This window comes from Falsigemmobacter faecalis (genome assembly GCF_003863335.1).
GTDB lineage: Bacteria > Pseudomonadota > Alphaproteobacteria > Rhodobacterales > Rhodobacteraceae > Wagnerdoeblera > Wagnerdoeblera faecalis.
Window position 1 is genome coordinate 24,395 of sequence record NZ_RRAZ01000002.1, and the last position, 22,464, is coordinate 46,858.

The window sequence follows — 22,464 nt, forward strand, 5'->3', positions numbered from 1 at the left end:
GATGCGCTTCAACCTCTCTGACTGGGCGCTGAAACACCGCTCGCTGGTCTGGTATCTGCTGCTGGTCTCGCTGCTGGCGGGGGCGTTTTCCTATACGCGCCTCGGGCGCGAGGAGGATCCGGCCTTTACCATCCGCACCATGGTCATCCAGGCGGTGCTGCCCGGGGCCACCACCAGCGAAACGGCGGCGCAGGTCACGGACCGCATTGAGAAAAAGCTTCAGGAGCTGGGCTCAAAACTGCACAGCCGCTCGGTGACGCAGCCCGGTCTGGCCATCGTCTATCTTGATCTCTTTGACGAGACGCCCGAGGACAAGGTCGAGGAGACCTGGCTGCGGGTGCGGGCGATGATGTCCGATCTTCAGGCGCAGATGCCGTCCGAGTTCCGCGGCTTTGGCTTTGAAGACAGCTTCGGCGATGTCTATGGCTCGGTCTATGCGCTGACCTCGGACGGCTTTACCCCGCGTGAGATGCGCGATTACGCCGAAGAGATCCGCTCGCAGATCCTGTCGATCCGGCAGGCGGGCAAGGTCAATCTGATCGGGGCTCGCGATCCGGCAATCTATATTGAGTTTTCTGCCCGCAGGCTGGCCGCCAATGGCGTCGACAAAGCGGCGGTGCTTGAAGAGCTTTCGGCGCAAAACACCATTGTCCCGGCGGGCGTGATCGACACCGGCGAAGAGCGCATTCTGGTGCGCAACGACAGCCATTTCCGCTCGGCCGAAGAGATCGCCGGGGTCACCCTGCGCTCAGGCGATGTCTGGTTCCGGCTGAGCGATGTGGCGAGTGTGCGCGAGGGCTATGTGACGCCGCCCGAAAAGCTCTTTCGTTTCAACGGTCAGGAGGCCATTGGCCTTGCTGTCGGCATGCGTGACGGCGAAAACGTCCAGGATTTCGGCGCAGCCCTCGATGAGGTCATGGCGCGGGTCGCCGCCGATCTGCCCCATGGGCTGGAGCTGCACCGCGTGGCCGACCAGCCCCATGTGGTGACCGAGGCCGTGAGCCATTTTATCCAGGCGCTGGTTGAGGCGGTGGTGATCGTTCTGGCGGTGAGCTTCGTTTCGCTGGGGCTGCGGGCGGGGCTGGTGGTGACGCTGTCGATCCCGCTGGTCCTGGCGCTGACCTTTGTCATCATGGATATCTGGGGCTTTACCCTGCAGCGCGTCTCGCTGGGGGCGCTGATTATTGCGCTTGGCCTGCTGGTCGATGATGCGATGATCGCCATTGAGACGATGATCTCGCGGCTGGAGGCCGGGGATAAGATCGAAAAAGCCGCCTCTTTCGCCTGGACCTCGATTGCCTTTCCGATGCTGACCGGCACCCTGGTGACGGTGGCGGGCTTCATTCCGATCGGGCTGAACAGCTCTAAGGCGGGGGAGTTTACCTTTTCGCTTTTCGTGGTGATCGCGGTCTCGCTTATGCTGTCCTGGGTGGTGGCGGTCTTCTTTGCGCCGCTTCTGGGGGCGGCGTTTTTGCCCAAAACCATGGCGCATCACAGCGCCGAACCAAGCCGCCTGCGCCGCGGCTTTGAGCGCGCGCTGGACTGGTCGATGCGCCGCCCGCTGACGGTGGTGGCGGTGACGCTGCTGGCGACCGCCCTCTCCGTGGGGGGTATGCGCTTTGTCGAGCAGCAGTTCTTTCCGCCCTCGGACCGGACCGAGCTGATCGTGGATGTGGCGCTTCCGGCCAGCGCCTCGGTGGATGCCACCGACCGCGCGCTGAAAGTGCTGGAGCGTGAGTTGGCCACCCGCGAAGAGGTGCGCTTCTGGTCCACCCATGTCGGCGAGACGGCGCCGCGCTTTATCCTGTCTTATGATGTTCAGGCCCCGGGTCGCAATCTGGGGCAGATCGTCATTCAGACCGAAGATCTGGATGCCCGCGACCGGCTGCGCAGCCATCTCGACGGCTTTGTGCGCGCGGCACTTCCGGGCACCGATGTGCTGATCAAACTGCTGGAAATCGGCCCGCCGGTGGGCAAGCCGGTGCAATACCGCGTCTCGGGGCCTGATGCCGATCTGCTGCATGAAAAGGCGATGGATCTGGCCGCGCTTTTGAACAGCGACCCAAGGCTGACGAATATCTCGCTCGACTGGGGTGTTCCGGCGCGGATGGTGGAGCTGAAGATCGACCACAGCCGGTTGCGCCGTCTGGGCCTGACGCAAAAGGATATCTCCTCGGCGCTGCAGGTGCTTTTTGCCGGGGCCGAAGTCACGGCGCTGCGCGATGATACCTATCTGGTGCCGGTGATTGCGCGCGGCGATGACAGCGACCGGCGCAGCCTCTCAAGCCTTGCGGCTTTGCAGATCGCCACGCCCTCGGGCGATGCCATTCCGCTGCTGAGTTTCGCGACCCTGGAGTGGTCGTCCGAGCAGCCTTTGATGATGACCCGCGACCGCGCCCTGACGATCACCGTCAAAGCCTCGATCGCGGATAAGACGCAGCCTGCGACCATCGCCAAAGATTTCGCCAAACGCATCACTGAGATGCGTGAGGCGCTGCCGCAGGGCTATCACCTGGCGCTTGGCGGCTCAGAGGAATCGAGTGCGGAGAGCAAGGCGCCGATCATCGCGGTGGTGCCGATCATGCTGCTGATCCTGCTGACCCTGGTCATGCTGCAGATGCAGAGCTTCCGTCTGACCTTTATTGTGATGATGGCGGCCCCTCCCGGGCTGATCGGGGTGGTGGCGGCGCTTTTGCTCTCGGGAAAACCCCTGGGCTTTGTGGCGATCCTCGGGGTGCTGGCGCTGATGGGCATTCTGATCCGCAACTCGGTGATCCTGGTGCATGAGATCTCGGTGCAGCGCGAGGCGGGCGTTGCCCCATGGGAGGCCGTGCGCCATGCCTCGCAAAGCCGGGCGCGGCCGATCCTGCTGACGGCGGCGGCGGCAAGCTTTGCGCTGATCCCGATTGCACGGCAGGTCTTCTGGGGGCCGATGGCCTATGGCATGATGGGGGGCATCATCATCGGCACTCTGGTGACGCTGCTCTTTATTCCCGCGCTCTATTGCCTGGTGATGCGGGTGCGCCCCGGGGACAGCGGGGCGGCGGCTTAAATCCCGCCTGCCAGAGAGGCGGATTTGACGATGGCAAAGACCTGCTGCCCTGGCCCAAGGTCCAGGGCGGCAGCGGAGCGGGCGGTGATCCGGGCCGGGATCACCCCGCCCCCGGCCTCAAGGCGTATCATCACCTCTGCCTCTGAAAGCGGCGTCAGGCTTAAGACCTTTGCGGGCAGGATATTCAGGGCCGAAAGCCCCTGGGGCACCTCGCGTGCGATCATCACATCGCGGGCGGGGATCTGCAGGCGGAAGGCTCCGGCCTTCGGGGCCGATGCCTCCGGCAGCCAGATCGGCGTGCCATCGCTCAGGCGCAGCTCCCTCAGCCCGTCCCGGATTTCCCCGGTGGCGGTGACCTGAAGCACCGCCCCCGCACGGTCAAGCGACAGCCCCGGCCCCACGTCCGACAGCATCTCCTCCAGCGGTCCGGCCCCGATCACCCGGCCCTCGGCCATCAGCACGAGCGTGGTGGCCAGCCGCGTCACCTCAGCCAGCGAATGGCTGATATAAAGGATCGGCAGCCCCGCCTCATCGCGCAGCCGCTCCAGCCAGGGCAGGATCTCGGCCCGCCGCGCCGCATCCAGCGCGGACAGCGGCTCATCCATCAGAAGAAACGCCGGCTGCGACAGCAGCGCCCGCCCGATCGCCACGCGCTGCTGCTCACCGCCCGACAGCGCGCCGGGGCGGCGGTCCAGCAGATGCGAAATGCCCAGCATTCCGCAGATCCGCGGCGCGCTGCGGGAGAAGTTTTCGCCCGCGCCATAGCGCAGGTTCTGCGCCACGCTCAGATGCGGGAAAAGCCGCGGCTCCTGGAAGACGCAGCCCATGCGGCGGTTGCGCGGCGCGATATGCAGGCCCGCCGCGCTGTCAAAGAGCGTCGCTCCCTCGAGGCGGATATGGCCCTCATCGGGTCGCAGCAGACCCGCAATCGCCTGAAAAATCGTGCTTTTCCCCGAGCCTGAGGGGCCGAAAAGCGCGGTGACCCCGGCGGGCGCGGTAAAAGCAGCCTCAAGGTGAAAGCCGCCGAAGCTGTGGCGGATATCGATCTCCAGCGTCATGCCCCTGAGATCCTTTTCTGCATCCGCCGCGCCAGAACCTCTGACAACAGCAGCGCCGCCATCGCCAGCGCAATCGAGATCAGCACCAGCCGCGTGGCCGCCGCGTCAGAGCCTGGCACCTGCAACAGGCTGTAGATCGCCGAGGGCAGGGTCTGGGTCTGGCCGGGAATATTTGAGACAAAGGTGATCGTCGCCCCGAATTCGCCAAGCGCCTTGGCAAAGGCAAGGATGGCCCCCGCCAGCACCCCAGGGGCCGCCAGCGGCAGGGTGATGGTCAGGAAAATCCGCAAAGGCCCCGCGCCAAGGGTCGCGGCAGCGGCCTCCAGCTTCGGGTCTGCGGCCTCAAGGCTGAGGCGGATGGCACGCACCAGCAGCGGAAAGGCCATGACCGCCGCCGCCAGGGCAGCGCCCGTCCACTGAAAGGAGAAGGTAAAGCCGGTCAGCTCATAAAGCGGCGCGCCGATCCAGCCCCTGCGGCCAAAGGCCATCAGCAAAAGCCAGCCCGTCACCACCGGCGGCAGGATCAGCGGCAGATGCACCAGACCGTTCAGGATCTGCCGCCCCGGAAACTCACAGCGCGCCAGTATCCAGGCCACAAAGATCCCCGGCGGCAGGCTGCAGAGCGTGGCCCAGAAGGCGACCTTCAGGCTGAGAAAGACGGCGCTCGCCTGATCGGGCGTCAGCCAGTCGCTCATGGGCGGGGCTCGGGCGGCGGGCGGCAGGCTCTCAAGGATAGGCTCCGGGGTGGGGCAGGGCGCGCGGGATGCGCCGGATTTCCGGGCAACTCTCCGCCAAGGCGGCGGGGCGTGCAAGCGCTTTGCGCCCGCCAGAGTTGCGCACTGGTCTTTTTCGCAGCCGCCTGCAAGAGAGGAGGGCACAGCGAAAGGCCGCGCCATGTTTGAAGTCAGCCTTGAGATTTTGGCTCTGCTGCTGGGTGCGGCGGTGCTGAGCGGCTTTATCGATTCCATCGCCGGGGGCGGCGGGCTGGTCACCATGCCCGCGCTGATGCTGGCCGGGGCCTCTCCGGTCGAGGCTTTGGCCACCAATAAACTGCAGGGCAGTTTTGGCACCGCAACCTCGGCTTTTTCTTATGCGCGGGCGGGCCATGTGAACCCGCGCGCGCAGCTTGGGCTGGCGCTGATTGCGGCGCTCTCCGGCGGGCTGGGGGTGCTGGTGGTGCATCTGGTGCCGGTGATCTGGCTCTCGCGGCTGATGCCGCTGGTGCTGATCGCGGTGGCGGTTTTCTTCGCGCTGCGCCGGGGGCTGAGCGACGAGAGCCGCCCCGCCCGGGTCGGGCCTGCGGTGATCTCGGGACTGATGGTGCCGGTGGTGGGCTTTTATGATGGCTTCTTTGGCCCTGGCACGGGCAGCTTTTTCATGCTCGGCTTTGTGCTTTTGGCGGGCTATGGGATGCTGAAGGCCACGGCGCATACGAAGTTTCTGAACTTCGCCTCCAGTTTCGCGGCGCTTTTGACCTTTATTCCTTTGGGCGGGATCTGGTGGGGCACGGGGCTGGTGATGGCCTGCGGGCAGATCCTGGGCGCAAGGCTGGGCGCGGGACTTGCGATGAAGCGCGGCGCAAAGCTGATCCGGCCGCTGCTGGTCCTCACCTCAGGCGGTCTGGCGCTGCGGCTGCTCTGGCAGTCTCAGGCCGGTTAACGCGCCAGCCCTTTGGCGGCCAGCCAGTCGATGGCGGCGGGGATCTGGCTTTTGTCGCTCAGCTCAAGGATCAGCCGCGGCATGACCTCCAGCTCATGCAAAGCCCGGAAGACGGCGGGCCAGTTGATCCGGCCCTCGCCAGGCGGCCAGTGGCGGTCGGCATAGCCGTCGCTGTCCTGCAGATGCACGTGGCGCAGCTGCGCCCCGGCGCGGCGGATATAATAATCGACCGGGGGCGCACCAAAGCTGCCATGGGCAAATTCGGCATGCCCGGTGTCGAGCGAGACCTGCATGGCCGCAGAGTCAAAGGCCCGCGCCAGGGTGCCGCGAATATCGGGGTCTTTGTCCTGCACATTCTCCAGCACGATCTCAACGCCGAGGGCTTCGGCCCGCCGCACCACCGGATCCATCGAGGCGCGGCAATTGGCAATCAGCCAGTCATAGGCTGAGCGAAAGGCGAAGTGATCGAGCGTGTGATAATCCCAGGGCGTATAGGGCGAATGCACCACCATCTGATCCGCGCCCATGTGATCACAGACATCCAGCGCCTGCATCATCCGGCGCGTCACAATGACGCGCACCTCCGGGTCGGGGGTGGACATATCGATGCCCCAGAAGGGACCGTGGATCCCCAGCCGCCCCCGCCAGCCCGACAGCAGCGCTTTGATGCGCGCAGCCTCCGGGCGCCAGTCGCCGTTCAGCACCTCTGCCATGAAGAAATCCTGCAGCTCGACATCGCGGTGCTCTGCGGTGATCCGCTCGCCCAGCCGTTCCAGATCATCGCCCTGCAGCGCGGCTCCGAGGAGGGGACGATCAGGCATGGCGGGCTCCTTTTGCTGTGCGGCCTTTTCTGGCCTGCGACCGGCGCCGGGGCAAGGGGCAGGCCCCTGAAAAAAGGCCCGGCCTTTGCAGGACGGGCCTTCGGAGTGTGAGGAAGGGGCCTCTCAGCGACCGGCCATGCGGCGCAGGATGTTGTCTTTCCAGGCCAGGTCATGCACCGCCACCATGGCGATATGGCCAAGGATCAGCACCAGCATCAGCCAGCCCATCTCACCATGCCATTCCGCGACATTGACCGCCCATGCCACCGGCGGCTCCTGGGCGGGGAAGATCTCAAAGCCAAAGGGCGCAAAGACGCGCTGGTTGCCCCAGGAGCGGATGAGCGCGGTGAAAGGGATCAGCGCCATCAGCGCATAAAGCGCGGCATGACCCGCCCGCGAGGCCAGACCGACCAGCCCGCTGCCATGCGCGGGACGATTGCTCCGGTTCATCAGCGCCCAGAGGATCCGCACCACCACCAGGGCAAAGATCACAAGGCCCACCGGCTGGTGGCTGCTGACGATGGCGCTGACGGTCGGGCTTTTCTCCAGAGTGACTTTCACAATCATGCCGAAAAGCTGCCAGAGGATCAAAAGCCCGAGCCCCCAGTGCAGGGCGCGGGTGATTTTCCCATAGCGCAGCGCGGTGTCGCGCAGGGGCAGGGCGGCATCATTTGCCTGGGTCAAGGGGAGGCTCCTTCCGTCTGTTTCCGCTGCCGACTAGCAAATTCCGGCGGCTCAGAAAACCGCCCCGCGAAAAGTTGACAATTTTGCTACGGTTGCTTAACCGGGTCCAAGGTCACGTTGCCGTTGAGAAAGTTTTTCCATGTCTGATCCAGCACAAAGTCTGCCCCGCCAGATCTGGCCTGATGATTTTGCGGCGCGCTACCGCGCGGAAGGCTATTGGAGGGGCGAGACCTTCGGGGGTTTTCTGCGCGCCCGTGCGGCGGCCCATCCGGAGCGGATCGCGGTCAGCGATGCGGTGAACCGCTGGAGCTATGGGGAGGTTCTGGCGCGGGCTGAGGCGGCGGCGGGGGGCTATATGGCGCTTGGCCTGCAGCCTGGCGAGCGGGTTCTGGTGCAGATGCCGAATGTCGCCACTTTCCTGCCTGCGGTCTTTGGGTTGTTTCTCGCCGGGCTGATCCCGGTCTATGTGCTGCCCGCGCACCGCAAAACCGAGCTTGAGCATTTCGCCCGCCGCTCGGGCGCGAAGGCGGTGGTGACGCTCGATCAGTTCGACGGATTTGCTTATCCCGCCATGGCGGCAGAGGTGCGTGATCTGGTGCCGGAACTGGCGCATATCATCGTCGCAGGCGAGGCGGGTCCGCATATCTCTTTCGACAGCTTCGGGCAAAAGCCGGAAGCTTTCCCGCAGGTCGATCCTTCGGCGGTGGCGTTTTTGCAGATCTCGGGCGGCTCGACGGGGCTGTCGAAGCTGATCCCGCGCACCCATGATGATTATATCTACAGCTTTGCCGCCTCGGGCCCGATCTGCGGGCTGAGTGAGGCGTCGGTTTATCTGTGTGCGCTGCCGGCGGCGCATAACTTCCCGATGTCCTCGCCGGGGATTTTCGGCACGCTTTATGCGGGCGGCCGGGTGGTCATGGCGCCGAATCCGGCGGCGGAGACCTGTTTTCGCCTGATCGACGAAGAGCGGGTGACGCTCACCGGGCTCGTTCCTCCGCTGGCACTTTTGTGGATGGAAGCCGCACCGAAGAGCCGTCACGATATCTCCAGCCTTGAGGTGCTGCAGGTGGGCGGCGCGAAATTCGTGGCCGAGGCTGCCGCAAGGGTGCGCCCGGTGCTGGGCTGCAGGCTGCAGCAGGTTTTTGGCATGGCTGAGGGCCTGGTGAATTACACCCGCCTTGATGACGCGGAAGAGATCATCGTGCAGACCCAGGGCCGTCCGATCAGCCCCGCCGATGAGGTGCTGATCCTTGATGATGAGGGCAATCCCGTCGCCGAGGGCACGCCGGGCCATCTGCTGACGCGCGGGCCCTATACGATCCGCGGCTATCACAATGAGCCCGCCGCCAATGCGCGCAGCTTCACCCCCGACGGTTTCTACCGCACCGGCGATATCGTGAAGCGGCTGGAGGGCGGCTATCTCTCGGTTCAGGGCCGCGCAGGCGATCACATCAACCGCGCGGGCGAAAAGATCTCGGCCGAAGAGGTGGAAGAGCATCTGCTGGCCCATGGCTCGGTCTTTGATGCGGCGGTGGTCTCAATCCCGGATGACTTTCTGGGCGAGCGGATCTGCGCCTTTATCGTGCCGCGTGGTGAAAAGCCAAAAGGCAGCGAGATCAAAGCCTTTATGCGCAAGCGGGGTCTGGCGGAATTCAAAGTCCCCGATCAGGTGGTCTTTGTGCCCGAGTTTGAAACCACCGCCGTCGGCAAGGTCTCGCGCAAAGTGCTGCGCGCGCGGCTGCGCGAAGAGTTTATGAAGAAGGAGGCCTGAGAATGGCACTCACCCTTGAGCAGATGCGCGCCGATATCGCGCGGATGATCCACCTTGATGCCGATGAAATCGGCGATGACGACAGCCTGCCCGATCTCGGCCTCGACAGCCTGCGGTTGATGCGGCTGGCGGTGATCTGGGAAGAGGCGGGTCTCAGGGCCGATTTCTCGATGTTTGCCGAAAGCACCACGCTGGGGGAATGGTGGGCGGAAATCGAAGAACGGGGCCTTGTGAACTGAGATGACGATGACGGACGGCCCGGGCGCGGCATCCTTTGCGCTTACGGAGGCACAGGAAGGTCTTTGGTACTTTCAGGCGCTGGATGTCGAAAATCCGATCCTGAACACCGGGCAATATCTGGAACTCAGCGGCCGTCCGGATCTCTCTGCGCTGCGCGAAGCCATGGCGCGCATGATCGCCGAGACAGAGGCTCTGCGGCTGCGGTTCCGCCGCGGCCCGCGCGGCCCTGAGCAGTGGCTCTCTGACAACGCGCCGGTCCTGGCGGAGGCGGATCTGACGCAAAGCGCCGATCCTGCCGCCGAGGCCATGGCTTTGATGCAGGCCGATACCGCGCGGGCGCTGGATCTGCGGCGCGATCAGATCGCGGCCTTCACGCTGTACCGCCTCAGCGCGGAGCGGTTTTTCCTGTATCAGCGCATCCATCATCTTGGGATTGATGGCTATGGCTTTGTGCTGCTGACCAACCGCATTGCCGAGCATTACAACCATCTGACCGCAGGCGGTCCCGCGCCGCTGCCCTTCCGCCCGATTGAGACCGCGTCAGCGGAGGATCAGGCTTACCGCAACGGGCCAAAGCGCAGCGAGGATGCCGCCTGGTGGAAGGCCGCCATGGCAGGTCTGCCGGAGGTGCAGGGCCCGACGCCGGGGCGTGCGGTCTCGGGCAGTGGGTTTTTGCGCCATTCGGTCTGGATGCCGCAGGATCTGCGCGCGGCGCTGGCCGCTTTCTCAGAGCATCACGATCTGAACTGGACCGATGTGCTGACCGGGCTGACCGGGGCTTACCTTGCGCGCTGGACGGGGGGCGAAGTGGTGGCGGGTCTGCCCTTCATGGCCCGGATGGGGCGCAAAGTCGCGCGTCTGCCCTGCATGGTGATGAATGTGCTGCCGCAGCGCATCCGCCCTGACGAAGAGGCACCGCTGCCGGACTGGCTGCGCGGCTTTACCGTTGAGATGCGTGAGGCGCGCAAACACGGGCTTTACCGCTCTGAGCAGCTGCGCCGTGATCTTGGTCTTGTTGGCGGGGCGCGGCGGCTTTACGGCCCGCTTATCAATATCCAGCCCTTTGACCGCCCGCCGGTTTTCGCCGGGATTGATGTGAAGCTGCATATCTTAGGTGCAGGCGCGGTCGATGATCTGACGCTGACCTTCCGGGGCGATCCCGACAGCGGCATGCTCTTTGAGGTCGATGCCAATCCCGCGCTTTATGATGAAAAGGCGATTGCCGGCCATTCCGCGCGGCTGATCGCCTTTTTGCGCGCGGCGCTGGCGGCGGAAAACCTGGCGCGGGTGCCGACTGCCTCGCCCGAAGAAGTGGCGCAGATTGACGCCCGCAATGCCGCCACCGCCCATGAGATCCCCGGGACCACGCTGATCGCGCTGATTGAGGCGCAGATGAAAGCCAGCCCCGGGGCCCCGGCGCTGTCCTTTCGGGGGGAGGTGCTGACCTATGCCGAAGTTGACCGCCGCTCTGCGGCGCTGGCTTTGCAGTTGCAGGCCATGGGGGCCGGGCCGGGGCAGATCATCGCCGTGGCGCTGGAACGCTCATTTGAGCTGTCGATCGCGCTTTTGGCCATTCAGCGGGCGGGGGCGGCCTATCTGCCGCTCGATCCCGATCATCCGGCCGACCGCATTGCCACGATCCTGCGCCTTGCCACCCCGCTGCGGGTGATCACTTCGCCGGATCTGACCGGGCTTTTTGCGCCCGATGCGCCGCTGCTGCTGAGCCCGGATTTCGCCACCTCGGGCCAGCCCGCGCCCTCGGGGGCGGGGCCGGAAGATATGGCCTATATCATCTTCACCTCCGGCTCGACCGGAGAGCCGAAGGGCGTGGTGATTGAGCATCGCGCCATCGTCAATCGCCTGCTGTGGATGCGCGAATTCTATGGCTTCCACGCGGGTGACCGCATTTTGCAAAAGACGCCCGCGACCTTTGACGTCTCGGTCTGGGAGCTGTTTTTGCCCTATCTGACCGGGGCGACCCTCATCATGGCCGAGCCGGGGGTGCACCGCGATCCGGTGGCCCTGGCGCGGGTGATCCGGCAGGAACGGGTCAGCACGCTGCATTTCGTGCCCTCGATGCTTTCGGCTTTCCTTGCGGCTCCGGCCAGCCAGGGGCTTGAGATTGCACGCACCTTCTGCTCGGGAGAAGAGCTGACCGCCGATCACCGCGACCGCTTTCATGCCCGCATCCGGGGCGAGCTGCACAATCTTTACGGCCCCACAGAGGCGGCGGTGGATGTGAGCTACTGGCCTGCGACGCCTGAGGACCGCTCCAACCCGCTGCCCATTGGCTTTGCGGTCTGGAACACCCGTCTGGAGGTGCTGGATGAGCGTATGCGCCCGCTGCCGCCCGGTCTGCCGGGGCATCTTTACCTGGGCGGTGTGCAACTCGCGCGCGGCTATCTGGGCCGCCCCGATCTGACCGCCGAGCGGTTCATCCCCGACCCGCGCCAGCCCGGCGCGCGGCTTTATCAGGCCGGCGATCTGGCGCGGCTGCGCGAAGATGGCGCGGTGGTCTATCTGGGCCGCTCGGATCATCAGGTGAAAATCCGCGGCCTGCGGATTGAGCTCGGTGAGATCGAAGCCGCGATCATGGCCACGGGTCTGGCCCGCGAAGCCGTGGTGATCGCCCGCGAAGACCGCGCCGGAGAAAAGCGCATCGTGAGCTATGTGGTGCCGTTGGGCGCGCATCAGCCCGGAGCGATTGCGGCGGCAATCTCGCGCAGCCTTCCGGCCTATATGCTGCCCTCAGCGGAAGTGCCGATGAGCGCGCTGCCGGTGACTTCGAACGGCAAGCTGGACCGTAAGGCCCTGCCTGCGCCGGAATTTTCGGCCACGGGGCGGCCTGCCTCCACCCCGGCAGAGGTGATGCTGGCCGGGCTTTACGCCGAGATCCTGCATCTGCCCAGCCCCCCGCCTGCTGAGGCGGATTTCTTCGCGCTCGGCGGCGACAGCCTTTCTGCTGTGACCCTTGCCCTGCGCATTGAGCAGAGCACCGGGCGCGATCCGGGCATCGGCGCGATCTTTGAGCAGCCGGTGCTGGCCGGTCTGGCGCGGATCATTGGCGGCGAAGAGACCAGCGAAAACGGCCTTGGCACGCTTTTGCTGCTGGCGGAGGGCGATGCGGCAGAGGTGCCGCTGATCCTTCTGCATCCCGCAGGCGGGCTGGGCTGGGGCTACCGCACGCTGGCACGCGCGCTTGCGCCGCAGCGCCGGGTCTGGGCCCTGCAGCACCCCTGTCTTGATCCCGCTGAGGCGCTGCCGCGCAGCCTCTCGGATCTGGCGGCGCGCTATCTGCAGGTGCTGGAGGCCGCGGGGATCACCGGCAGGGTGCATCTTGCGGGCTGGTCGGTGGGCGGGCTGATCGCCCAGGAAATGGCGGTTCAGGCGGGCGCGCGTGCGGGCATGGTGGCGCTTCTCGACAGCTACCCCGCCGATGTCTGGCGCGAGGAGCCCGACCCCGATCCGGTCGCCGCCCTCAGGGCGCTTCTGGCCATCGCCGGGCATGATCCCGAGGGGCACCAGGACCTCGACACCCGTGCCAAAGTCGTGGCCTTCCTGCGCGAGGGCGACAGCGCCCTTGGGGCGCTGCCCGAAGAGGTGCTTGATGCCGTGGTGCGGCTGGTGACCGACACCAACCGCCTGGTGCGCAGCCAGTATCACCGCGCCATGGCGGGGGATCTGTTGCACATCCGCGCCGGGCGCGATCACGCGGGCCGCGGACTGACCGCGGATCTGTGGCAGCCCTGGGCTGCGCGGGTGCGGACGGCAGAGGTGCCCTTCCTGCACGCGCAGATGATCTCGCCCGAGGCGGTGACGGAGATCGCCCCGATCCTGAACGCGGCCATGCGGGGAACGGGGGGCTGAGGCCCCCCGCGCCGTCCTCAACGGGCGGCGAAGGGCAGCACCAGCGGATAGGACCCGGCAAGGGTCTGGATATGCACGTGATCTTTCAAAACATGCAGATCTGTCTGCAGGCCGGGATGGGCGGCGATCTGCGTCACGAAAGAGAGGGTCGCCGGGGCGGGGCCATCGGGGGCCGGCCCGTCTGAGCCCGAGCGCTTCTCTTTATCGCCCAGGGCCAGCAGGACCTCCGGCAACAGCCCGGGCACCCGCGCTTCGGATGCGATGCGCCGGATCAGGGCCTCATCCCACCAGATTGAGGGGCTGATCGGCGCGAAACGCGCGAAGCTCTCAGGCTGCGCGAGCAGCGCGTAAAGCACGAAAAGCCCGCCAAAGCTGTGGCCCCAAAGGGTGCGGCGCGCGCCATCTATCGCCAGCCCGGCCTCTGCGGCGGCGCGGATCTCGGTGGTCAGGCGCTGGTGGAAGATCTCTGCGCCCCCGGCCATGCGTCCGTCATGCACGTGATCGGGCCGCAGCCCGGCCCCGGGGCTAAGGGGGGCGGTGAAATCGGTCGTGCGCAACTCACGCGCGAACTGCCGGTCGGTGTCATAGCCGATGGCGGCGATCACCAGGCCTGGCACCTGCGACAGATGGTCCGCGCTGAGATAGTCAAACGCCGCATTGCCATCGAGCATATAAAGGATCGGCCAGCCGCCCTCAGGGGCCGGATTTTTCGGCACTGCAAGAAAAATACGGTAGCCCGGCCCAAGCTTTACGGTCTTTTGCGTCAGATCATGGCTGTCGCATCCGGTTTCAAACAAACGCATTTCAGCCGGACGGCGGGCGTGATCGGGGCCAACCTTTCCTGTCGCGGACATCAGGCAGTTCCTTATAGTTGACAATCCTGATCAGGATTATACTGATGCGGCAGGATCTGCCAGCCCGACCACACCGGCAGGCATCACATGTGGAGCGTCTCTCATGATACACCCCATCCGCAGCCGGTCTTTGCGGCGCTGGCTTGGAGCCTCGGCCCTGCTCGTGCTGAGCGCGGGTGTGCCCGCTGTGGCCGAGACGGTGTTCACGCCCACCGCCAATGGCTTTCAGGGCACGGTCAGCGCCGCTGCGCCCGAGCGCGGTGGCCCCATTGTGGCGGGCGGACAGGCGGTCATCCGCGGCCAGGGGCTGATCCCGGGCCAGCAGATCACCCTGATGCGCGGCAGCCATGTGCTGAACGACGCGCCCCTGACGGCGGATGCCGAGGGCAAATTCAGCTTTGATCTGAAGATCGATGCAGAGGCGGCGCGGGGCCTGCACCCCATTGTGGTCATTGCGGAAAATCCGGCTGCGGCCAGCGTGATTGATCTGAAAGTCTCGCCGGATCTGCCCCTTTCGGGTGCTGAGAACTTCATCATTGAAAGCGCCAAAGTCGCCCCCGGCCTCTATCAGGTGGCCTTTGGAGAGGCCGCAGGCGCGATCTTTGTGACCGCAGCCTCCGGCCGCCCGCCGGTGAAAGATTCCGCGCTCTACCGCCTTGATCCGCAAAGCCTTCAGATCATCGCCCGCGGTGCCGCGGGCGAGGCTCCGGCACTTGCAGATGGTCGCGAGGGCGGCGTTTTCGCGGTCTATGGTCTCGGGCTTGATGAGGCCAATGGCACCATCTGGACCACCAATACCCGGCAGAACACCGTGGCGATTTATCGCCAGAATGATCTTTCGCTGGTGAAACAGTTTGAGCCCGGTCTGGTCGATCATGGCCGCGATGTGGTGATCGACCAGGCCCGCGGCCGCGCCTATATCAGCACCTCGGTTGAGCCGAAGATTGAGGTTTTCACCACCGGCCCGAACCAGAAGATCGACACGATCACCATTCAAAGCCTGCAGCGCGGCGCGAAATTCGCCGTCATGAGTCTCGCGCTCGATGCAAAGGCGGGGCGGCTTTACACGGTCTCGATGAGCACCGCTGAATATGCCACCGTCAATCTTGAGGATCACAGCGTTAAGGTTTTCCCGCTGCCGGGGGCAAAGGGCGCCTCGGGCGTTGCCTTTGATCCCGAGGAGGGGCTTTTGTTCGTGGCCTCGCAGCAAAGCGATAACCTGCTGATCGTAAAGGCCGAAGACGGCACGGTGCTGCAGGATGCCCCGGTGGGCGCAGGGGCGCTGAATGTCACCTTCGAGCCGAAATCGCGCCAGGCCTTTGTTGCGAACCGCGGCGCGGGCACGATCACCGTGGTGGATACCAGCGGTGAGGTGAAGGCCGTTCTCGATGCGGGCAGCTTTCCGAACCATCTGCAGGCCGACGGGCAGGGCAATGTCTGGGCGGTGAACAAATCGCGCGGCGCTGAGGATGAAGCGGGCGACCGTCTGTGGCGCATCACGCCGAAAGCACAGTGAAAACGACAGTGAACTGAGACCGTGGCGGGGGGCGTCCCCCTCGCGCCACACAGGAAGAAAGAGGCCGGCCTTGGCGGATATGATGACCTGGGCGCGCGGGGGGATCCTTGCGCTTGCTGCGACGCTCGCTGCGGCACTTCCGCTCGCGGCAGAGGTGCGGGCGCTGGATATTCTGGGTCGTGAGGTGGTACTGCCCGCGCCCGCATCGCGGATCGTGCTGGGCGAGGGCCGCCATATGGCGGTGCTGGGTCTGATGCATGACGACCCGGTCGCAAAGGTCGTGGGCTGGCGTCTCGACAAGGCGATGGACCCGCCCACCCTTCAGGCCTACCGCGCGAAATTCCCGCAGATCGGGGCCATAAAACCCGTGGGCTCGGGCAACCGCGATCTCTCGGTTGAGGCGGTGATTGCGCTGGATCCCGATCTTCTGGTGCTCTCGCTGATGGATGCCAAAGACCCCGGCATGGAGCAGGCGCGCAGCCAGGTGGAGGCCGCGGGCATTCCGGTCGTCTATGTCGATTTCTTCTCGCATCCGCAGGAAAATTCACTGCCCTCGCTGCAAATCCTTGGCGCGCTGACGGGTGGCGAGGCGAAAGCCGCAGAATTCGCCGCCCTTTACACCGAGCGGCTGGAGCGCATCACCTCGCGGCTGAGCGATCCGTCGATCACGCGTCCGGATGTGTTTTTCCACGTTCATGCCGCCCCCAAGGGCTGTTGTTCGACCGTCGGGCAGGGGGTTTTTCACGACTTCATCACCACCGCCGGCGGCCATAACATCGGCAATACCGCCGTGGGCGGCGTTCTGGGCAATGTGAGCCTGGAGTTCCTGCTGGGCGCCGATCCCGATATTTATGTCGCGACCGGCGGCGCGCATATGGCGGCGCGCGGCGGTCTGGTGCTGGGCTCTGGCATCACGCCGGGTGAGGCAGAGCTGAGCTTTGCGGCCCTTCTGAAAGCCCCGGGCTTTTCGGCGCTGAGTGCCGTTGAAAGCGGTCGCGCCGCAGGGGTCTGGCATCTTTTCAACGACAGCCCCGTCCATATCGCGCTGATCGAATATCTGGCAAAGCTCTTCCATCCCGATCTCTTCGCGGATGTCGATCCCGAGGCCACGCTGCGCGAGATTGAGGCGCGGTTCTCTCCGGTGACGGTGCCTGGCACCTGGTGGGTGCGCGCGCATGACTGAGGCCGTTCTTGCCGCGTATCACCGCCGCAACCGCCGGCGCGCGGTGCTGGTGGGGGTGATGGCTGTCGCGGCCCTTCTGGCGCTGCTGACCGATCTGATGACCGGGCCTTCGGGTCTGCCGCTGTCGCAGGTCTGGGGCGCATTGACGGGGGCGGAGGATATTTCCCGCGGCACCCGGGTGATCGTCTGGGATGTGCGCCTGCCGGTTGCGGTTATGGCGCTTCTGGTGGGGGCGGCCCTGGCCATGGCGGGGGCGGAGATGCAGACCGTGCTGGAGAACCCGCTGGCCGAGCCCTTTACCCTTGGCGTCTCGGCTGCGGCGGCGCTTGGCGCGGCCACGGCGATTGTTCTGGGGCTGACGCTGCCGTTTTTGCCGCCGGTCTGGTCGGTTTCGGTCAATGCGTTTTTGTTCGCGCTTGGCGCGCTGGCGCTGTTGCAGCTTCTCGGGCGGCTGCGCGGCGGCGGCACGGAGGTGCTGATCCTTTTCGGCATCGCGCTGAACTTTGCTGCCGGGGCCTTTTTGTCGCTGCTGCAGTTCGTGTCCTCCGCTGATGCTTTGCAGCAGCTGGTGTTCTGGACCATGGGGAGCCTTGCCTCGGCCAATTGGGCTTCGGCGGCCATTCTGGCGGCGGTGCTGATCTGTACCCTTCCCTTTGCCTTCCGCGCCTCCTGGCAGCTGACGGCGCTTAGGATGGGCGAAGATCAGGCGCGCTCTTATGGGGTGGATGTCACGGCTTTGCGCCGCTGGGCGCTGCTGCGGGTCAGCCTTCTGGCGGCGACAGCGGTTTCAATGGTGGGGATCATCGGCTTTGTGGGTCTGGCAGGTCCGCATATCGCGCGGATGCTGGTCGGCGAGGATCACAGGTTTCTGCTGCCCGCGTCGGTGCTGACCGGGGCGCTGGTGATGTCGCTGGCCTCTGTGCTGGCCAAACTGGTGGTGCCGGGGGTTCTTCTGCCGGTGGGGCTGGTGACCTCGCTTATTGGTCTGCCGATATTCTTTGCGCTGATCCTGCGCGGGAGGGGGCGGGCATGAGGGAAGGTCTGATCCTGCGCGATGCGGCGGTGCGCTTTGGTGGCCGCGATGTTCTGAAGGGCTTTTCGCTGGCGCCGCTGAAACCTGGCGAAGTGACGGTGCTGGCGGGTCCCAATGGCGCGGGAAAATCCACGCTGCTCAAGGGCATCGCCCGTCTTGCCCCGGTTGCGGGCGAGATGATCCTCGACGGAGAGGCGCTGTCGGCCATGCCCGCGCCGCAGCGCGCGCGCAAAATCGGCTTCATGCCGCAGAGCCTGCCCTCGGCGGCCTCGCTCTCGGTTTTGGAATGTGTGATTGCCGCGCTGCGGGCCGGGGGGGCGCATCACGGCCCCGATGCGGCCGAAAAGGCCATGGCGGTGCTGGTGCGGCTGGGGATCTCGCATCTCGCGCTGGATGCGCTGGAGAAGCTTTCCGGCGGGCAGCGGCAGATGGTGAGCCTCGCGCAGGCGACGGTGCGGGATCCGCGCCTGCTGCTGCTCGATGAGCCGACCTCGGCGCTGGATCTGGCGCGTCAGGTGCGGCTGCTGTCTGAGGTGCGCCGCATTGCATCAGAAGGGCGTATCGTGCTGGCCGTGCTGCATGATCTGGCGCTGGCGGCCCGCTGGGCGGACCGGATTGCGGTGCTGCATCAGGGCCGTCTTTACGCCGAAGGCCCGCCCGCTGAAGTCGTCACCCCCGCCATGCTGGCCGAGGTCTACGGCGTTGAGGCCCGGGTCGAGCGCTGCTCAAAAGGCGCGCTGACGGTGCTGATTGACCGGGAACTGGAGCGGAGCTGATGCAGGGGCTGAGCCGATCGCTGCTGCGGCTGGAAAAGGGCCTCGCGGGGCTTTTGACCTTTGCCATCCTGGTGCTGGTGGGCTTTGGCTCCGTGGCGCGGGGCCTTGGCTATCCGCAGGTCTGGACCGATGAGCTGGCGGTGCATCTGATGGTGATGCTGGCCTTTATCGCCGCCTCCATGGGGGTGGCGCTGCAAAACCATATGGCCATGGGGCTGATGCCCGAAAGCCTGGGGCCGCGCGGGCGACGGGTGCTGGCGCGGGTGAACCAGGGGCTGATCCTCGCGTTCATGGCGCTGATGGCGGTGCTGGTCTGGATCTGGCTCGATCTGCCGGGGCTGATCGCGGCCGGCAGCGGTGAGGCCCTGGCCGAGGCCAGCTTCAACTTTGCCTGGACTGATCCCACGCTGACCCTGGGGATGCGCAAGATCTGGTTCTGGCTGGTGGTCCCGGCCTCGGTTCTGGCGGGCAGCCTGCATGTTCTGGCGCAGATTGTCACGCCGCTTCCGGAGGCAGAGGCGTGATTGCATCGCTTGGGTTTCTGATTTTCATGGCGCTTGGTGCGCCGCTGGCCTTTGTGCTGATCGCCGCCGCCGTCATTCTGGTGCTGGAGGGCGGCAATACCGCGCTTCTCTCGGCCTTTCCGCAGCAGCTTTTTGCGGGGATGGAAAGCCCGGCCATGCTGACGCTGCCGCTGTTCATCCTGCTGGGAGAGCTGATGGGCGCGGGGGGCATCGGGCGCAGGCTCTTTGCTTTTGCCGCAGCGCTGCTGCCGCCGCTGCGGGCGGGGCTGGCGCAGGTGAACCTGTTGACCAATCTGATGATGGCCTCGGTGCTGGGCTCAACGGTGGCGCAGCTGACGGTGATGTCGCGCCTTGCGGTGCCAGAGATGGAGCGGGCGGGCTATCCGCGCGATATCTCGGCCACGGTGACGGCGGCGGGCGGGCTTCTGGCGCCGCTGCTGCCGCCCTCGATGAATTTGATCGTCTTTGCGGCTGTGGCGCAGCTGCCGGTGGGCGATCTCTTTGCGGCTTCGATCCTGCCGGGGCTGGCCATGGCCTTTGCCTTTATGCTGGTGATTGCCCTGATCGGCTGGCGCTCTGATCTTCCCGTCTCGGGCAGGCTGCCACTGGCGGCGCGGGGACGGGATCTGCTGATGGGGCTTCCGGCGCTGGCGGTTCCGCTGGCGGCCGTCGGCACGATCCTGAGCGGGATTGCCACGCCCACGGAATCGGCGGCCATGGCCTCGGTTGCGGCGCTGCTGATCGGCGCGCTGGTCTATCGGGAGCTGACCTGGGCCGCGCTGCCGGGCATCTTTATACGCAGCGGCATCACGGCAGGGATCGTGCTTTATCTGGTCGGTGCCGCGCAGATCATGGGCTGGGTGATGACCTTTGCCAATGTTCCGGCCATGGCGGCGGACTTCATTCAGGAGATGGCGGGATCGCCGCTGATGTTCCTGATTATGCTCAATATTTTTCTGCTTTTGCTGGGCACCGTGCTGGAGCCTGTTCCCGCGATCATTCTGACCGCGCCGGTGCTTTTGCCGGTGGCGGTGACTTCCTTCGGCATTGATCCGGTGCAGTTCGGGCTGATCCTCTGCGCCAATCTGGCCCTCGGCCTTCTGACGCCGCCGGTGGGGGCCGGGCTTTATACCGCTGCCCTGATGACCGGGGTTTCTGCGGGCCGGTTGTCGCGACTTTTACTGCCGTTTTTCGGCGCAATGCTTGCGGTGATCGCGGGCATGACCATTCACGCTGCCCTGAGCGCAGGCTGAGGAGAAACCTTCCATGTCACTTCTGAAAAAGATCACCGCGGTGGCCGTTCTGGCGCTCGGGTTTGGGGCGGCGCCGAGCCTGGCGCAGGACCTGAAGATCGGTCTGATCACCCCGCCGCCGCATCAATGGACCCGCTCTGCGGGGCATCTGGCGGAGCGTCTGGCGACCGAAAGCGAGGGGCGGCTGAAGCTCTCGGTTTTCCCGGCCGGTCAGCTGGGCTCTGAGGCGCAGATGCTGCAGCAGCTGCAGTCCGGCGCCCTGGATCTGGCCTTTATGACGGTCGGAGAATTGGCGAACCGCGATGAAGAGTTCAACATCCTGGTCGCGCCCTATCTGGTCGAGACCGCGGAGCAGGCGGCAAAGCTGCTGGAGGGACCGACGGCGGCGGCGCTGCAGGGCAAACTTGGTAAACTGGGGCTGAAGGGCCTTGGGTTTGGCATGGCGGGGATGCGGATTGTGCTGCTGTCGCAACCGCTGGGGGCGGATGGCACCGTGAAGGGGCGCAAAATCCGCACCGTGCCTCTGGCCTCTGAGCTCGACTTCTGGTCGATGGCCGGGGCCGCCCCCACGCCGCTGCCGCTTCCCGACCTCTTTGACGCCTATGCCAATGGCCAGATCGACGGGATGCAACTCGACCTCGAGGGGACATTCAACACGCGCTATTACGATTATTCGAAAGCCGTGCTGAACAGCCGCCACATGATTTTCCCCATGGTGGCCGTGGCTTCGGGCCGCAAATGGCAGAGCCTGCCGGACGCCGACCGCGCGCTGATTGAGCAGCTGGTGGCGGAAGAAACGGCAGCGATTCGTGCGGCCTATCCGAAGATCGATGCGGATTACGGCGCCAAACTCACCGAGGCCGGTGTGGTGGTAGCGGAGGCCGGCCCGGAGATTTTCGGCGATGCGGTCGCGACCTGGTATGAAGCCTGGCGGGCCCGGACCCCGCGCCTGATTGAGCTTGAAGCCGAGGCGAAAGCTCTGCGCGGCAACTGAAGCCGGGCAGCGAAGCACAGGCGGAAAGAAACATGGCCGGGGGGCCTTCGCCCCCCGGACCCCCCGGCGCCCTCAGGTGAGGGTCGGGATTAACGCCAGCCCATCGCCGGTGCGATATGGGTCATGATGCTTTCCATGACATGGGCGTTATAGGCGACCCCGAGGGTGTTCGGGATCGTCAGCAGGAGCGTATCGGCCTCGGCGATGGCCTGATCCTGTTTCAGCTCTTCGATCAGCTTCTCGGGCTCATTGGCATAGCCACGGCCAAAGACGGCGCGCAGATCCTGCTCAATATAGCCGACCTGATCGCGCTCAGGGCGGCCGCCGAAATAGGCGCGGTCCTGATCGTTGACGATCGCAAAGATCGAGCGGCTGACCGAAGTGCGCGGGGTGTGAGCGTGGCCGGCTTCTTTCCAGGCCTCTTTAAAGACGCGGATCTGGCGTGCCTGCTGGACGTGGAAAGGCTCGCCGGTTTCATCCTCTTTCAGCGTCGAGCTTTGCAGATGCATGCCCATTTTCGCCGCCCAGACCGCCGTGGCATCGGAGACCGAGCCCCACCAGATCCGGTTGCGCAGCCCCTCAGAATGCGGCTCAAGGCGCAGCAGGCCCGGCGGGTTCGGGAACATCGGCTTCGGGTTCGGTTTGGCAAAACCCTTACCTTCCAGCAGCTTCAGGAAGGTCTCGCCGTGGCGGCGCGCCATATCGCCATCGGTCTCACCCTCTTCGGGGATATGGCCGAAGTGACGAAAACCGTCGATGACCTGTTCGGGCGAGCCGCGGGAGATGCCCAGTTGCAACCGGCCCTGCGAGATCAGATCTGCCGCACCCGCGTCTTCGGCCATATAATAGGGGTTCTCATAGCGCATATCGATGACGCCGGTGCCCAGCTCAATCCGTTTGGTGCGCGCCCCGGCGGCGGCCAGAAGCGGGAAGGGCGACGCCAGTTGGCGGGCGAAATGGTGCACGCGGAAATAGGCGCCGTCGAGGCCCAGATCTTCAGCAGCTTCGGCCAGTTCGATCGATTGCAGCAGGACGTCCGATGCCGAGCGGACCTCGGAATGCGGCGTGTTCTGCCAATGGCCGAAAGAAAGAAATCCGATCTTTTTCATATCAGTGGTTCCCAGGCGCCTCTGCGGTATGCGGCGCGTTGGACCCTATGTAGGTGACATCACCGCACAG

18 protein-coding genes are annotated in these 22,464 nt (G+C 65.4%); 12 read left to right on the forward strand and 6 right to left on the reverse strand.

Annotated elements, in window-relative coordinates:
- The first annotated feature begins 1 nt into the window (after position 1).
- Positions 2 to 3,052: an efflux RND transporter permease subunit gene (locus tag EG244_RS01340; protein ID WP_124963209.1), complete on the forward strand. Its 3,051-nt coding sequence runs from the start codon at positions 2 to 4 to the stop codon at positions 3,050 to 3,052.
- Here EG244_RS01340 and modC read toward each other — a convergent pair.
- The gene (modC, locus tag EG244_RS01345) at positions 3,049 to 4,110 is read right to left on the reverse strand and encodes a molybdenum ABC transporter ATP-binding protein (protein WP_124963210.1); all 1,062 of its coding nucleotides are present in this window, start codon (positions 4,108 to 4,110) and stop codon (positions 3,049 to 3,051) included. The two genes, EG244_RS01340 and modC, sit on opposite strands and share 4 nt — an antisense overlap.
- The gene (gene modB / locus EG244_RS01350) at positions 4,107 to 4,805 is read right to left on the reverse strand and encodes a molybdate ABC transporter permease subunit (protein ID WP_124963211.1); all 699 of its coding nucleotides are present in this window, start codon (positions 4,803 to 4,805) and stop codon (positions 4,107 to 4,109) included. Before modB ends, modC begins: the two co-directional genes overlap by 4 nt.
- A gap of 199 nt (positions 4,806 to 5,004) precedes the next feature.
- Here modB and EG244_RS01355 point away from each other — a divergent pair, with 199 nt between their 5' ends.
- Positions 5,005 to 5,769, forward strand: a complete 765-nt coding sequence (locus tag EG244_RS01355; RefSeq protein WP_124963212.1) for a TSUP family transporter — start codon at positions 5,005 to 5,007, stop codon at positions 5,767 to 5,769.
- Here the strand turns inward: EG244_RS01355 and EG244_RS01360 are convergent.
- A complete protein-coding gene (locus tag EG244_RS01360) occupies positions 5,766 to 6,590 on the reverse strand; it encodes a sugar phosphate isomerase/epimerase family protein (protein ID WP_124963213.1) in 825 nt (274 codons plus the stop codon). The genes EG244_RS01355 and EG244_RS01360 overlap by 4 nt on opposite strands.
- A 123-nt stretch (positions 6,591 to 6,713) precedes the next feature.
- Entirely contained in the window at positions 6,714 to 7,274 is a 561-nt protein-coding gene (locus EG244_RS01365; RefSeq protein WP_124963214.1) for a cytochrome b, read from the reverse strand.
- Between the two features lie 139 nt (positions 7,275 to 7,413).
- On the opposite strand from EG244_RS01365, the gene EG244_RS01370 reads away from it, so the two are divergent.
- The 3 genes from EG244_RS01370 to EG244_RS01380 are packed head-to-tail and all read left to right on the forward strand — an operon-like array spanning position 7,414 to position 13,152.
- Positions 7,414 to 9,045, forward strand: a complete 1,632-nt coding sequence (locus EG244_RS01370; RefSeq protein ID WP_124963215.1) for a (2,3-dihydroxybenzoyl)adenylate synthase — start codon at positions 7,414 to 7,416, stop codon at positions 9,043 to 9,045.
- A 2-nt stretch (positions 9,046 to 9,047) separates the two neighbouring features.
- Complete coding sequence (locus tag EG244_RS01375) at positions 9,048 to 9,284, forward strand: phosphopantetheine-binding protein (protein ID WP_124963216.1); 237 nt, start codon at positions 9,048 to 9,050, stop codon at positions 9,282 to 9,284.
- A 7-nt stretch (positions 9,285 to 9,291) separates the two neighbouring features.
- Positions 9,292 to 13,152 carry a non-ribosomal peptide synthetase gene (locus EG244_RS01380; RefSeq protein WP_233588881.1) on the forward strand — a complete coding sequence of 1,287 codons (3,861 nt, stop codon included), beginning with the start codon at positions 9,292 to 9,294 and terminating at the stop codon, positions 13,150 to 13,152.
- Between the two features lie 17 nt (positions 13,153 to 13,169).
- Here the strand turns inward: EG244_RS01380 and EG244_RS01385 are convergent, their stop codons facing one another.
- A complete protein-coding gene (locus EG244_RS01385) occupies positions 13,170 to 14,006 on the reverse strand; it encodes an alpha/beta hydrolase (protein WP_124963218.1) in 837 nt (278 codons plus the stop codon).
- 103 nt (positions 14,007 to 14,109) lie between these two features.
- Between EG244_RS01385 and EG244_RS01390 the strand changes: the two genes are divergently transcribed.
- The 7 genes from EG244_RS01390 to EG244_RS01420 all read left to right on the forward strand — a co-directional run bounded on the left by EG244_RS01390 (position 14,110) and on the right by EG244_RS01420 (position 21,285).
- On the forward strand, positions 14,110 to 15,522 hold the full coding sequence (locus EG244_RS01390) for a YncE family protein (RefSeq protein ID WP_124963219.1): 1,413 nt from the start codon (positions 14,110 to 14,112) through the stop codon (positions 15,520 to 15,522).
- Between the two features lie 79 nt (positions 15,523 to 15,601).
- Positions 15,602 to 16,705: an ABC transporter substrate-binding protein gene (locus tag EG244_RS01395; RefSeq protein WP_233588890.1), complete on the forward strand. Its 1,104-nt coding sequence runs from the start codon at positions 15,602 to 15,604 to the stop codon at positions 16,703 to 16,705.
- Positions 16,698 to 17,738 (forward strand): FecCD family ABC transporter permease, encoded by a 1,041-nt coding sequence (locus EG244_RS01400; RefSeq protein WP_124963220.1) that lies wholly within the window; start codon positions 16,698 to 16,700, stop codon positions 17,736 to 17,738. The genes EG244_RS01395 and EG244_RS01400 overlap by 8 nt, the downstream gene beginning before the upstream one ends.
- On the forward strand, positions 17,735 to 18,514 hold the full coding sequence (locus EG244_RS01405) for an ABC transporter ATP-binding protein (protein ID WP_124963221.1): 780 nt from the start codon (positions 17,735 to 17,737) through the stop codon (positions 18,512 to 18,514). The genes EG244_RS01400 and EG244_RS01405 overlap by 4 nt, the downstream gene beginning before the upstream one ends.
- Entirely contained in the window at positions 18,514 to 19,038 is a 525-nt protein-coding gene (locus EG244_RS01410) for a TRAP transporter small permease (protein WP_124963222.1), read from the forward strand. Before EG244_RS01405 ends, EG244_RS01410 begins: the two co-directional genes overlap by 1 nt.
- Positions 19,035 to 20,291 (forward strand): TRAP transporter large permease, encoded by a 1,257-nt coding sequence (locus tag EG244_RS01415; protein ID WP_124963223.1) that lies wholly within the window; start codon positions 19,035 to 19,037, stop codon positions 20,289 to 20,291. Before EG244_RS01410 ends, EG244_RS01415 begins: the two co-directional genes overlap by 4 nt.
- Before the next feature lie 13 nt (positions 20,292 to 20,304).
- Positions 20,305 to 21,285 (forward strand): TRAP transporter substrate-binding protein, encoded by a 981-nt coding sequence (locus tag EG244_RS01420; protein ID WP_124963224.1) that lies wholly within the window; start codon positions 20,305 to 20,307, stop codon positions 21,283 to 21,285.
- A gap of 89 nt (positions 21,286 to 21,374) precedes the next feature.
- Here the strand turns inward: EG244_RS01420 and EG244_RS01425 are convergent, their stop codons facing one another.
- Complete coding sequence (locus EG244_RS01425; protein ID WP_124963225.1) at positions 21,375 to 22,394, reverse strand: LLM class flavin-dependent oxidoreductase; 1,020 nt, start codon at positions 22,392 to 22,394, stop codon at positions 21,375 to 21,377.
- Between the last annotated feature and the right edge of the window lie 70 nt (positions 22,395 to 22,464).